This window comes from Vibrio sonorensis, from assembly GCF_001854765.1.
Lineage (GTDB): Bacteria > Pseudomonadota > Gammaproteobacteria > Enterobacterales > Vibrionaceae > Vibrio > Vibrio sonorensis.
In genome coordinates, this window is record NZ_LJJE01000002.1 from 17,814 (window position 1) to 29,709 (window position 11,896).

The 11,896-nt window shown below is 44.8% G+C and carries 14 protein-coding genes; 5 read left to right on the top strand and 9 right to left on the bottom strand.

The window, feature by feature from the left end:
- Positions 1 to 27: 27 nt before the first annotated feature.
- Complete coding sequence (locus tag BLO31_RS00185) at positions 28 to 822, bottom strand: cytochrome C assembly family protein (protein ID WP_070962244.1); 795 nt, start codon at positions 820 to 822, stop codon at positions 28 to 30.
- Positions 823 to 1,076: 254 nt separating this feature from the next.
- Between BLO31_RS00185 and ffh the strand changes: the two genes are divergently transcribed.
- The 5 genes from ffh to rplS all read left to right on the top strand — a co-directional run bounded on the left by ffh (position 1,077) and on the right by rplS (position 4,722).
- Complete coding sequence (gene ffh / locus BLO31_RS00190; protein WP_070962247.1) at positions 1,077 to 2,465, top strand: signal recognition particle protein; 1,389 nt, start codon at positions 1,077 to 1,079, stop codon at positions 2,463 to 2,465.
- Between the two features lie 268 nt (positions 2,466 to 2,733).
- Positions 2,734 to 2,982 carry a 30S ribosomal protein S16 gene (rpsP, locus tag BLO31_RS00195; RefSeq protein WP_070962249.1) on the top strand — a complete coding sequence of 83 codons (249 nt, stop codon included), beginning with the start codon at positions 2,734 to 2,736 and terminating at the stop codon, positions 2,980 to 2,982.
- A 27-nt stretch (positions 2,983 to 3,009) separates the two neighbouring features.
- On the top strand, positions 3,010 to 3,558 hold the full coding sequence (rimM, locus tag BLO31_RS00200) for a ribosome maturation factor RimM (RefSeq protein WP_070962251.1): 549 nt from the start codon (positions 3,010 to 3,012) through the stop codon (positions 3,556 to 3,558).
- 25 nt (positions 3,559 to 3,583) lie between these two features.
- On the top strand, positions 3,584 to 4,327 hold the full coding sequence (gene trmD / locus BLO31_RS00205) for a tRNA (guanosine(37)-N1)-methyltransferase TrmD (protein WP_070962253.1): 744 nt from the start codon (positions 3,584 to 3,586) through the stop codon (positions 4,325 to 4,327).
- Between the two features lie 41 nt (positions 4,328 to 4,368).
- Positions 4,369 to 4,722, top strand: coding sequence for a 50S ribosomal protein L19 (gene rplS, locus BLO31_RS00210; RefSeq protein ID WP_070962254.1), 354 nt, complete (start codon positions 4,369 to 4,371; stop codon positions 4,720 to 4,722).
- A 194-nt stretch (positions 4,723 to 4,916) separates the two neighbouring features.
- Here rplS and yacG read toward each other — a convergent pair whose 3' ends face one another.
- The 8 genes from yacG to nadC form a co-directional block, all read right to left on the bottom strand.
- Positions 4,917 to 5,114, bottom strand: coding sequence for a DNA gyrase inhibitor YacG (yacG, locus tag BLO31_RS00215; protein WP_070962256.1), 198 nt, complete (start codon positions 5,112 to 5,114; stop codon positions 4,917 to 4,919).
- A 55-nt stretch (positions 5,115 to 5,169) separates the two neighbouring features.
- Positions 5,170 to 5,910: a cell division protein ZapD gene (gene zapD, locus BLO31_RS00220; RefSeq protein WP_070962258.1), complete on the bottom strand. Its 741-nt coding sequence runs from the start codon at positions 5,908 to 5,910 to the stop codon at positions 5,170 to 5,172.
- Positions 5,911 to 5,943: 33 nt separating this feature from the next.
- On the bottom strand, positions 5,944 to 6,552 hold the full coding sequence (coaE, locus tag BLO31_RS00225; RefSeq protein ID WP_070962260.1) for a dephospho-CoA kinase: 609 nt from the start codon (positions 6,550 to 6,552) through the stop codon (positions 5,944 to 5,946).
- Position 6,553: 1 nt separating this feature from the next.
- Positions 6,554 to 7,423: a prepilin peptidase gene (locus BLO31_RS00230; RefSeq protein ID WP_070962262.1), complete on the bottom strand. Its 870-nt coding sequence runs from the start codon at positions 7,421 to 7,423 to the stop codon at positions 6,554 to 6,556.
- 82 nt (positions 7,424 to 7,505) lie between these two features.
- Positions 7,506 to 8,684, bottom strand: a complete 1,179-nt coding sequence (locus BLO31_RS00235; RefSeq protein ID WP_070962264.1) for a type II secretion system F family protein — start codon at positions 8,682 to 8,684, stop codon at positions 7,506 to 7,508.
- Positions 8,685 to 8,717: 33 nt separating this feature from the next.
- Complete coding sequence (locus BLO31_RS00240) at positions 8,718 to 10,262, bottom strand: GspE/PulE family protein (RefSeq protein WP_070962266.1); 1,545 nt, start codon at positions 10,260 to 10,262, stop codon at positions 8,718 to 8,720.
- Positions 10,259 to 10,690, bottom strand: a complete 432-nt coding sequence (locus tag BLO31_RS00245; RefSeq protein ID WP_070962268.1) for a type IV pilin protein — start codon at positions 10,688 to 10,690, stop codon at positions 10,259 to 10,261. The genes BLO31_RS00240 and BLO31_RS00245 overlap by 4 nt, the downstream gene beginning before the upstream one ends.
- Positions 10,691 to 10,887: 197 nt before the next feature.
- Positions 10,888 to 11,778: a carboxylating nicotinate-nucleotide diphosphorylase gene (gene nadC, locus BLO31_RS00250; protein ID WP_070962270.1), complete on the bottom strand. Its 891-nt coding sequence runs from the start codon at positions 11,776 to 11,778 to the stop codon at positions 10,888 to 10,890.
- Positions 11,779 to 11,896: the final 118 nt, after the last annotated feature.

Sequence of the window (11,896 nt, forward strand, 5' to 3'; positions counted from 1 at the left end):
AATCATTATGGTTTATGCTGAGTTTTGTTAGGTGAGAATAATTTCTTGCACCAAGCGACTACCGAAGTATGCCAGTGTGAGAAGTGTTGCACCTGCAACGGCGAAGTAAGTCACTTTGCGTCCGCGCCATCCTTTTTGGTAGTGACCCCAAAGTAGAACGGAGTAAATGATCCACGCGACAAATGAGAGTATCGCCTTGTGAGCCTTACCTTGGACAAACATGTCTTGCACAAAGATAAAGCCAGTTAAAAGCGTACCTGTTAGCAGCGTATTCCCGATGAGGATAATCTTAAACAGCTGACGTTCAACCATCATAAGAGGAGGAAGGTTTGGATTAATCACCAAAGCTTTCTTCGCTTTTAACTTGAGGTCGAGCCAAGCAAGCTGTAGCGCATACAAAGCACCAATAGAAAGCGTTGAGTAAGAAAACAGCGCGAGAGAAATATGAACCAAAAGTTTAGGGTCATTCTCTAAATGGGTAATAAAAGTAGTCGGTAGAAACGTCGCAGCAGAAAGGTTTATTGCCGAAAAGCTATAGATGACGGGTAGTAAGAACCAAATTCGCGTTTTTAGCATCGCCAGACTCATGACTAAAGCGATGATAAAGCTAATCAAAGAGGCAACGTTTAGAATACTCATATTCTGACCTGATACTTTCAGGATCAAATCGCTTAGCAGCCACGCATGAAAAACAAGTGCTAAAAGAGCACTCACAAACACGGTTTTGGCTTTGATACCCGTTTGCTGAACTAGCCCCGGGACTATGGTTGCTATCGCTAGAAAGTAAAGAAGCGCTGCTGCAACCGCGATTAAGTTATCCATTTTTTTCTGAAAGCAGGAGAAATAGTGGGCAAATTATACCTTGCATCAATCGCTTGGGCTATACCCAAGTCAGATCACAATGGATCTCTGACCGATTATGAGAGCTCATAGCCACTCTTTTTACTTCTCTTTCTACATAACAAAGTGTTTAGACAGGCACTTTTGCTATCGAGGAGAAATGAAAATTAACAGATTGAGTGTGGCTAAGGTATACTCACCCTAATTTGTCGCCGAATTTTAGCGAAGAGTACAAGATGTTTGAAAATTTAACGGATCGTTTATCCCGCACGCTAAAGAATATAAGCGGGAAAGGTCGTCTGACCGAAGAGAATATCAAAGAGACGCTGCGAGAAGTGCGTATGGCTTTACTGGAAGCCGACGTAGCGCTGCCAGTTGTTCGAGATTTTATCAAACGCGTTAAAGAAAGCGCGGTTGGTGTTGAAGTATCTAAGTCACTGACCCCAGGTCAGGAATTTATCAAGATTGTTCAGACCGAACTTGAAGCGGTTATGGGTGAGTCAAATGAGGCGCTGAACTTGGCGGCTCAACCACCGGCAGTGATCTTGATGGCAGGTTTGCAAGGTGCGGGTAAAACGACCAGTGTCGGTAAACTGTCAAAGCTGTTAAAAGAGCGCGATAAGAAAAAAGTGCTGGTGGTGTCTGCTGACGTATATCGCCCAGCGGCGATCAAACAGCTAGAGACTCTAGCCAGTGATATAGGTGTGGATTTCTTCCCTTCATCGGCGGATCAAAAACCTATCGATATAGCCAATGCAGCGATAGATCATGCCAAGAAGAAGTTCTACGACGTACTAGTCGTGGATACGGCAGGTCGTCTAGCGATTGACGAGCAGATGATGGGAGAAATCCAAGATCTGCACAGTGCGATTAACCCAGTAGAAACTCTGTTTGTTGTTGATGCGATGACAGGTCAAGATGCCGCAAATACTGCAAAAGCCTTTGGTGATGCACTACCGCTGACGGGTGTTATCCTAACTAAGGTGGACGGTGATGCACGTGGTGGTGCTGCGCTTTCTGTACGCCACATTACCGGCAAACCAATCAAATTCCTTGGTGTTGGTGAAAAGACCGACGCGCTAGAACCATTCCACCCAGACCGTGTTGCGTCGCGAATTCTTGGTATGGGCGATGTACTGTCTCTTATCGAAGACTTACAGCGCAACGTCGATCAAGACAAAGCGGAAAAGTTAGCGAAAAAGTTCAAAGAGAAGAAAGGCTTCGACCTTGAAGACTTCAGAGAACAGCTTGGTCAAATGCAGAATATGGGCGGTATGATGGGGATGATGGACAAGCTACCGGGCATGTCTAATCTTCCGGACAATGTGAAAGACAAAGTCGATGACAAGATGTTTAAGCAGATGGAAGCCATCATCAACTCAATGACGATGAAAGAGCGTCAGCGTCCTGAAATTATCAAAGGTTCTCGTAAGAAGCGCATAGCAGCAGGTTCAGGTACTCAGGTACAAGACGTCAACCGCTTGCTCAAGCAGTTCACTCAAATGCAGAAAATGATGAAGAAGATGCAAAAGGGTGGGATGAAAGGCATGATGCGCAATATGCAAGGCATGATGGGCGGCATGGGAGGAATGGGCGGTGGCGGTTTTAATCCGTTTGGCCGATAACTTCCTACCGCGGTAAATGAGGTTGTAAAGGGAGCGCTTGCGCTTCCTTTTTCTCTTTCTGGTTGAGCTAACAGTGTTTTTTGAACTTGTTAACTACTTCACAGAAAAAGGAGAGGGGTTTTAGTGGTGAAAAAATAGCTAAAACCCTTGCAATAGCTCGGAATAAGAGTAAAATTCCGGAGCTTTATTTTGGCACGAGACCCCAGAACTATTTCATAGTAAATGGTTTATGGGGTTAATTTTATTTTTGAAAAGCAAAGAGGACGACATGGTAACCATTCGTTTGGCACGTCACGGCGCTAAGAAGCGTCCATTTTATCAAATCGTAGTTGCGGATAGCCGTAAAGCTGCAACTGGCCGTTTCATCGAAAAAGTAGGTTTCTTCAATCCTACTGCTAAAGGTCAAGAAGAAGGTCTACGTCTAGACCTAGATCGCGTTAACCACTGGGTTGGTCAAGGCGCGACTGTATCTGACCGCGTAGCTAAGCTAGTTAAAGACGCTCAAAAAGCGGCTTAATTCTTTTTAAGAAGTAGTAATTAGCTTATGTCGATGAAAGGTAAAGAAACGTTGGACAGCGAAAAGATTGTTGTAGGCAAGTTTGGTGCTACTTACGGCATTCGAGGCTGGCTCAAAGTTTTTTCCTACACAGACAATGCCGAAAGCTTATTTGATTACAGCCCTTGGTTTGTTAACCAAAAAGGCTCGTGGGTCGAGTACAAAGTAGAAAGCTGGAAGCGCCATAACAAAGGTATGGTGGTAAAGCTGGAAGGATTAGATGTTCGCGAAGACGCGCATTTAATGACTAACTTTGAAATCGCTATTGACCCTGCGGTATTACCAGAGCTGTCAGCAGATGAATTCTACTGGCGTGAATTGTTTGGAATGAAGGTAGTAACCACTAAAGGTTACGATCTGGGTGTCGTTACCGACATGCTGGAAACTGGTTCAAACGATGTTTTGGTAGTGAAAGCAAATCTAAAAGACGCTTTTGGGCAGAAGGAACGATTAATCCCGTTCCTTGAAGAGCAAGTGATCATTAATGTTGATCGCGATGCTCAACGGATCGAAGTTGACTGGGATCCTGGATTCTAACTCCAGCTAACGGAGCGATTGAACAATGTGGGTTGGCGTAATTAGCCTTTTTCCTGAAATGTTCCGCAGCGTTACTGATTATGGAGTAACAGGTCAAGCGGTTAAAAAAGGTCTTTTGTCGGTTGAAACATGGAACCCCCGTGATTTCACCCATGACAAACATCGCACCGTCGATGATAGGCCTTACGGTGGTGGTCCCGGCATGTTAATGATGGTTCAGCCTTTGCGCGATGCCATTCATTCAGCCAAACAAGCCTCACCGGGTAAGACGAAAGTGATTTACCTTTCTCCTCAAGGTCGAAAGCTCGACCAAAAAGGAGTAGAAGAGTTGGCGACCAATGAGAACTTGCTTCTTATTTGTGGCCGCTATGAAGGGGTAGATGAGCGCATCATTCAGTCTGAGGTTGACGAAGAATGGTCAATCGGGGACTTTGTGATGACGGGTGGAGAAATCCCAGCCATGACGCTAATTGACTCAGTGTCTCGGTTTATTCCGGGAGTATTGGGTGATTTTGCTTCGGCAGAAGAAGACTCTTTTGCCAATGGTTTGTTAGATTGTCCTCACTACACGCGTCCAGAAGTGTTAGATGGAGAAGAAGTACCAGCGGTACTGAAATCCGGAAACCATAAGGACATTCGTCGCTGGCGACTAAAGCAGTCGTTAGGCCGCACCTGGATAAGAAGACCAGAGCTCCTGGAAAACCTAGCTCTGACTGACGAACAGGAACAATTACTAGCCGAATTCATCAAAGAATATCGAGCGCAGTAACCTATTTAATTTAGTATCAGTTTATTCTAGGAATTTTAGAAATGAGTAATATCATCAAAGCTCTTGAGCAAGAGCAAATGAAACAAGACCTACCTAACTTTGGCCCTGGTGACACAGTTGTTGTTCAGGTTAAAGTAAAAGAAGGTAACCGTGAGCGTCTACAGGCTTACGAAGGCGTTGTAATCGCAGTTCGTAACCGTGGTCTTCACTCTGCATTCACTGTACGTAAGATCTCGAACGGTGAAGGTGTAGAGCGTACGTTCCAAACACACTCTCCAGTAGTTGATAGCATCGAAGTTAAACGCCGCGGTGCAGTACGTCGTGCCAAACTGTACTACCTACGTGAGCGTTCTGGTAAGTCAGCTCGTATTAAAGAGAAACTTGCTAAAAAGTAATGCTATAACTAGCGTTCTCATTAAACGGGGTCCAACAGGACCCCGTTTTTTTATCTCCACTACTTTTCAGTCAGCTCTGTTTCCCCCTCAGGAAAAACGGTCTTCAAACAATTTTAGATTGAGCAAGTTCTACACCAGATACAAAAAAGGCCGATGTTTGCCATCAGCCCTGTAGTGATAAATGATTGCTGTTATTAGTATTGGTCTTCAGACCAACCATCGCTATCAGACATATCCGGAGCTCCGGGAATCGTGTTTTCTTCATCGGCCCACTCCCCAAAGTCAATCATCTGACACTGCTTGCTGCAAAAAGGCCTAAATGGACTTTGCTCTGTCCATTCAACTTCGCTACCGCATTGAGGGCAGCTAACTTTGGTGATTGGCTTCGACATGAGAAATACCTAAATTGAAGAAGTAATAAAAGTGTAGTGAGTTTGGGGGAAACGGCTAGCAACAAACCGCGAGATCAAACTCGATGGTTTGTGTACAAGCTTGGCCAGAGTCAAACTCAATAAATTTGATGGCAAAACGATTTTTATGTCCAGAAATCATCGGATAAACCCCATAGTGCATTGGAATGTTTAACCTGAGGATATTGGCATCTTCTGCATCGCTTTGATAGAAGCCATTGTTGGCTACTCTTGATTTAAAGTGACCAGTTTCTCTGGTTAGCTTTAACCATAGATCAAGGGCATCGGACAAGGGTTGCAGAGCTTCTAGCCAATGCTGAGAGTCTTTGATCTTTGTTTCGACTGGCAAGTGTAGCCAGTGATGAAGAGAAGGCAGATCGAAGCAACAAGCACCACCGGGTAAATTGAAGCGCTGACGTATGGCACTTAAAAATCGATCCTCTTTTAACGTTTGACCAAAGCGCTCTGCGGCCATTAAGTTGCCGTGTACCGCGTCGACTTCACCCAAGACGTTTTGCAACATCTCTTGGTTTACGCCTTCCACATTAAGCCAACTGCGATAAGTGAGGCGCTGCTTTTCTATGTCTTTGGCGAGTTCGCTTTTAAGTTGGATCTGTTCAAAGATCTCTAACAGATCAAATAGGGAGCGGAAAAACTGAAGATGTTGAAGATCGTCACTGAATTGACCTGAAACTTTGAGTTGATTGAGCAACGCCTCTACACGAAGATAGATGCGCGTTTTCTCATTGAGTGGATGTTCAAAGTAATGAGTGGTCATTCCATAGTGCCTTAAAAATTTCAATCATCATTCTCACCGATTTGCCCTACTTAATGCTAGATACTTTTTGTGTAATTCTGTGATTTGAGGCAAAAGTTTTTGGTTTTTAGTACTATTTTTCACCACATCATCGGCAATCTCTAACCTTTGCTGTCTTGTCGCTTGTGCGGCAAGGATGGATTTGGCTTGATTTTCGTCGACGCCATCGCGGTTTTGAGTCCTCTCAATTTGGGTTTTTTCATCGACATCAACCACTAACACGCGGTCGGCTAGATTTTGTAACCCGTTTTCGACCATCAAAGGGATCACTAAAAGTGCATAGTCAGAGCTCACGTCTTGCAGCTGTTTTTTCATCTCTTGGCGAATTAACGGGTGTAATAAACTGTCTATCCATTTCTTTTCGCTGGGATCAGAAAAAATGATCTCTCTCAGTTGAGACCGGTTTAATGAACCGTCTTCTAAGACGATCTTTTCTCCGTAGCGGTGAACGATCTGAGAGAGGCCCTCACTGCCGACTTCAACCACTTGTCGCGCGATGACGTCAGCATCGACGATGTCTATGGAAAACTCTTTTGAGAACATGTTTGCTACCGTGGTTTTGCCACTGGCAATTCCACCGGTTAGTCCGACAACATAAGGCATACTAAATCCCTAATACTGAAGTAAAATACCATTGCGTGATTTCAGAACCCCACATCAGTGCACACCATCCAGCAATCGCCAAATAAGGGCCGAATGGGAAAGCTTTATCGATTCCTTGCTTTTGCATGCGCAGTTGTACAAGACCAAAGACCAAACCGACAAGTGAAGAGAGTAGCACAACCATTGGAAGTAATTGCCACCCCAGCCATGCACCTAGCGCCGCTAACAGCTTAAAATCACCATAGCCCATCCCTTCTTTACCGGTGATTAGTTTAAACAACCAGTAAACAGACCAAAGCGATAAGTAGCCAGCCATGGCTCCAATGATTGAGCTCTCAAGGGAAACGGGAGAGATGTTTGATAATGAGGCAAAAACACCGAGCCACATTAAAGGTAAAGTGAGTTGATCGGGCAGAAGTAGGGTATCGAAATCGATAAAAACGGCGGCAATTAATATAAGGGTAAAAGCGAGTAAAGCTATGGAGTAAACACTAAAACCAAAGTGAGCGGCAACGGCGGTACACAAAACCGCACTGCACAACTCGACCAAGGGGTAACGCGGAGAAATAGACGCGTCGCAATGACGGCATTTTCCTTTTAGCCACAACCAACTAAAGACAGGAATATTGTCATAAGCAGCAATAGGGTGCTGACACGAAGGGCACTTAGAGCGAGGTACACTCAGGTTAAACGTTTCTTCTGGAACGGCGAGATTACACTCAGCAAATGTATCATTGCACTCGCGACGCCATTCGTTTTCCATCATGATCGGAAGGCGATGTATAACGACATTGAGAAAGCTGCCGACAATTAGTCCAAAAAGACCAGCAAATGTAGGAAATAGCCAAGGATAATTTAAAAAAGCGTCCATATTCATCATTACACAGAAGATATAAAACCAGTATACCTTAGTCGCCTCAAGAAGCTAAATAGAAACGGGCTTACCAATCTCATTAGCCCAATATACTCATTAGGTTAAAAATAGGCAGATACATAGCGATGACCAAGCTTCCTACCGTCAAAGTGAGAGCTATAATCAGACTTGGTTCGATCAACTTAGTCAACACATCAACCTGCGCGGATAGTTGAGACTCTTGGTATTGGTAGAGGTGCTTTAACATCGCCGACAACTGCCCAGATTCTTCGCCAACTTTTATCATCTGTAACGCGTCCGCACTCATCCAAGAGATGGATTGAAAACTCTGGTAAAGGGTCCACCCCTGTTCCACTTTCGCAATTGGCAGTTGCACCTCTCTTTCCAACCGAGAGTTACCAAGCAAAGGCAAGGATAAGTGCAAGCCGACAAGAATGTTGATGCCAGCTTGAGTGGTAATTGACAGTGACCGAGTGAATCGAATAACGGCGGTGTTTTGTATTAAACGGCCAAGTATCGGGATCTTAAGTGCTAGTACATCGCAGTAGTGGCGGGCAGTGTCAAAGTTGGCTGTCATCCACTTAAGCAATAATCCACTGGAGACAATCGATGTAATAAACCATAGCCCTTTGTCGATAAGCCAATGCGAAATCGATAATACGGATTGAGTAAAAATGGGAAGGTCGGCGTCGAAAGTGGCAAAAAGTGCTTCAAACTTAGGGATAACAAAAATCAATAATAGATAGCAACTGACTATCATAGTGATAAAAACGATGGCGGGGTAATAGGTTGCGCGCTTAATGGTTTTACTGAGTTCGTCTTTTCCTTGCCGATAGTGATGAGCGAGAAACAGCGATTGAACAATATTGCCCGTAGACTCTCCAATCTCAACCAAGCACAGCGCGAGAGGTTCCAAGTTTAGCGCAGACTCTTTTAATCCGCAGTGAACGCTATTGCCTTGGTCTAACGTAGCCATCAGGGTTAAAAGCGAGGTTTGTAGTCCGAGGTTGGCAGTTGAATTGTGCTGCGTAATAAGTGCATCTCGTATTGGAACTCCCGCCTGCAACAGTGAAGCCAGTTGAAATAAAAAATGATTAACAGTGGCCGTATCTGTGTTTAATTTGTAACGTTCAAATGGATACAGAGGGCGCTTGTTGATATGGGATACAGATATTTCTCGAACAGACAGGGAAAATGAAAAGAGTGGGTCACTGCTAGCAACAGTTGAGCCTGCTACTTTGACACCCTGTTTGTTCACTCCTTTCCATTTGTATATGTGATAAGGCATAACTCAGTAGATGACCCTCAATAGCTCTTCTTCACTTGTGGTGCCTGCTAGAGCGTACTCTCTTCCTATGTCACCTAGGCTTTTTCCTCCCGAATGTTTTGCCATCTGTTTTAAGGTTTCGATACTTGCGCCGTCGATAATAGCATTGGCAATATCAACGGTGACAAATAGGACTTCAAACACGCCAGTCCTCCCCTTATAGCCGTTGTGACATTTTGAGCACCCCTTGGGGTTGGCTTTATAGGGAGTGGTATCAGTGGCGGGCAGTTTGCAATATTGACAAAGTTTGCGAACTAACCTTTGATTGATAATTAGGTTTAGAGAAGCGGCAAGGTTATGGCGCTCTACTCCTAAGTTTCTCAACCTGATAATGGCTTCCAGCGCCGATTTTGTATGCAGTGTAGACAGAATAAGGTGGCCAGTTTGGGCGGCTCTTACGGCCATGTCAGCCGTCTCTTTATCTCTTATTTCACCAACCATGATTATGTCTGGGTCTTGCCTTAACAATGAACGCAGTACTTTAGAAAAAGTGAGGTTGATACTCATATCGACCTGTACTTGGTTGATGCCCGATACAAAACACTCGATTGGGTCTTCGACCGTGGCGATGTTGCGCTCAATGGCGTTGATGTGATTAAGGGAAGCGTAGAGGGTACGAGTTTTTCCACTACCAGTTGGTCCGGTGATCAATACCATACCGTGAGAGCGCTGCAGTACCGAGGTGTAAGCCTGTTCTTGCTGACGAGAAAAGCCGAGCTCGCTCAGAGTCGCGCGCTCATCAACGGGGTCCACGAGTCGAATTACAACCTTTTCACCATGAGAGGTGGGCAGGCTAGAAATCCTAGCCTCTAGCTCTAAATTCGACAGTGGATTGCGATAGCGAATATGCCCATCTTGGGGCATTCTTTTTTCGGCAACATCGAGATTTGCCATCAACTTAATAGCGGCGACGAGTCGCTGGTGCTCTTCACCTGTCATCGTGGTCAACTCACTCAGGACACCATCGCATCGAAATCGAATCCGATACCTATTTTGGTAAGCCTCGATATGGATATCTGACGATCTGAGTAACTTAGCTTGCCGGAAGATCTTATCTAAGAGAATAGGAATGGAATCGCGGTTATTCTCGATTTGATGTCTGGTCTTGTTGTCAATTTGGTAAAGAGGAAGTAGAGCTTGGATTTGTGGAAGCGGTGCGATAAACACTTGCGTTACCAATCCACCCGCAAAATAGAGCTCTTTTTCGATTTGAACCGTTATTGGATGCGCGGAGGCAATCACACATAGACTTTGCTCAATGGAGAGCGGGATAGCTTGATGGCGTATGAATATCGGAAACAGGTGAGTGGAAATATTGACCGCCGAGTAAGTTTCTTTTGCTAGGTCGATCCAAGACATAGAGTAAATCTGAGCGATCTGTTTACTCAGTTTAACGGCGTCATTTTCACTAAAAAGCTCAGCCATAAAAGATTGAATATCGTCGCTGTAGTTTTTGCGTTGGCGAAGGATGTTGTGGCTGAACAGACGGTTTTTAAACGCCTCTATCATGGCGCACACCCTCGCAAAGTGGTGTTTGTTGCATTGATACAAGTCCAACTACTATCGAGTGCCGTTTTTGAATAAGTGATGGCATGACTTGAGTTGAGGGTTGAGGAATTTTGGTCAAAAGTGAACACCACTGAGTGACCGCTAGAAGCCGAAGTGGGAAATGTAATACTACCCAGCGGATTCATATCCGAACTCGCACCCAATTCCGAAAAACTCGATTGATCGGGGAACTGACCAGTGTCAGAGATAAATATGTCGATATTAGTGGTTAGCGCCTTGAGTGTGGTCAGTGCAGAAGTGGCCTCGGATCTCGCAACGTATTGTTGATACTGAGGAATCGCAATCGAAGAGAGCACACCAATAATCACAACCACTATCATGAGCTCAATGAGTGAAAACGCCGCTTGTTTTGTTATGTAGAAACGCATATTTCCTCCTAGGCTGTTGGTGCACGGAGGATAGGAGCTATAAATCAGTAGCAAAAGAAGATAAGAGTATTGGCGGAAGCAGTTTTATCCACTTTGATACTTTATTTTACAAGCGTTGAAGGAAGGAGTGCGAAGGTGAATCAAAAAAGAGAGGCAAACGGCCTCTCTTTCAAAGTGTTCGGTTGTAAAGGTATGGGTTAATCTTTGATTCTCATAGATAAATCCATTGCTTTAAGGTGTTTTGTTAAGGCGCCTACAGAGATGTAATCTACCCCTGTTAATGCACACTCTCTAATGGTTTCAAGCGTAATATTTCCCGAGTTTTCTAAAGCAGCTCGACCCTGATTGATTTTTACCGCTTCACGCATCATTTCAGTGGTGAAGTTGTCGAGCATGATAATGTCAGCACCTGCATCAATCGCTTGTTGAAGCTCTTGCAAAGACTCAGTTTCGACTTCAACAGGTTTACCGGGGTTGAGTTCTTTGGCCTTAGAAACGGCTTGCTTGATACCACCACAAGCAATGATGTGATTTTCCTTGATCAGGTAAGCGTCAAAAACACCAATACGATGATTAAAGCCACCACCACATGCTACGGCATACTTAAGCGCACTTCTCAGGCCGGGAATGGTTTTACGCGTGTCGAGTAAACGACAACCCGTCCCTTCAAGTTGCTTAGCATACACTGCTGCTGCGGTCGCACAGCCGGAAAGCGTTTGAATAAAGTTCATTGCGTTGCGCTCGCCAGTCAGCAAAATACGCGCTGGGCCAGTGAGGGTACAAAGGGTCTGATTGGGTTCAACCACATCGCCATCTTTGACGTGCCATTCAATAGTAACTTGGCTTCCCAGTTGACGAAAAACTTCGTCAGCCCACGCTTGACCACAAAATACACCGTGTTCACGAGTAATAATGGTAGCGACATTATGGGCATCTTCAGGGATTAGACTTGCGGTGATGTCGGCAGCTGGATCGATAGTACCACCCAGATCTTCTCTGAGGGTATCTTCGACGGCACGTTGGATTTCCAGCGGAAGTTGCTGTTTAAGATATTCAAGGCGCTCTTGGCTATTGTGTGTGTTTTTCATCGCAAATCTAGTAAACCAGTTAGACAGAGGTGGGCATCATACGCTGACTTTGGGCGAAATTCAGCCATTAATCGCTAGCTAAATAAAAAATTACTCGATCTGACTATTTCGCGGACCT

Excerpts from the sequence above, each read along its gene's own strand:
- BLO31_RS00185 (WP_070962244.1), bottom strand. The coding sequence starts at position 822 with ATGGATAACTTAATCGCGGTTGCAGCAGCGCTTCTTTACTTTCTAGCG.
- ffh (WP_070962247.1), top strand. The coding sequence starts at position 1,077 with ATGTTTGAAAATTTAACGGATCGTTTATCCCGCACGCTAAAGAATATA.
- rpsP (WP_070962249.1), top strand. The coding sequence starts at position 2,734 with ATGGTAACCATTCGTTTGGCACGTCACGGCGCTAAGAAGCGTCCATTT.
- rimM (WP_070962251.1), top strand. The coding sequence starts at position 3,010 with ATGTCGATGAAAGGTAAAGAAACGTTGGACAGCGAAAAGATTGTTGTA.
- trmD (WP_070962253.1), top strand. The coding sequence starts at position 3,584 with ATGTGGGTTGGCGTAATTAGCCTTTTTCCTGAAATGTTCCGCAGCGTT.
- rplS (WP_070962254.1), top strand. The coding sequence starts at position 4,369 with ATGAGTAATATCATCAAAGCTCTTGAGCAAGAGCAAATGAAACAAGAC.
- yacG (WP_070962256.1), bottom strand. The coding sequence starts at position 5,114 with ATGTCGAAGCCAATCACCAAAGTTAGCTGCCCTCAATGCGGTAGCGAA.
- zapD (WP_070962258.1), bottom strand. The coding sequence starts at position 5,910 with ATGACCACTCATTACTTTGAACATCCACTCAATGAGAAAACGCGCATC.
- coaE (WP_070962260.1), bottom strand. The coding sequence starts at position 6,552 with ATGCCTTATGTTGTCGGACTAACCGGTGGAATTGCCAGTGGCAAAACC.
- BLO31_RS00230 (WP_070962262.1), bottom strand. The coding sequence starts at position 7,423 with ATGGACGCTTTTTTAAATTATCCTTGGCTATTTCCTACATTTGCTGGT.
- BLO31_RS00240 (WP_070962266.1), bottom strand. The coding sequence starts at position 10,262 with ATGATAGAGGCGTTTAAAAACCGTCTGTTCAGCCACAACATCCTTCGC.
- BLO31_RS00245 (WP_070962268.1), bottom strand. The coding sequence starts at position 10,690 with ATGCGTTTCTACATAACAAAACAAGCGGCGTTTTCACTCATTGAGCTC.
- nadC (WP_070962270.1), bottom strand. The coding sequence starts at position 11,778 with ATGAAAAACACACACAATAGCCAAGAGCGCCTTGAATATCTTAAACAG.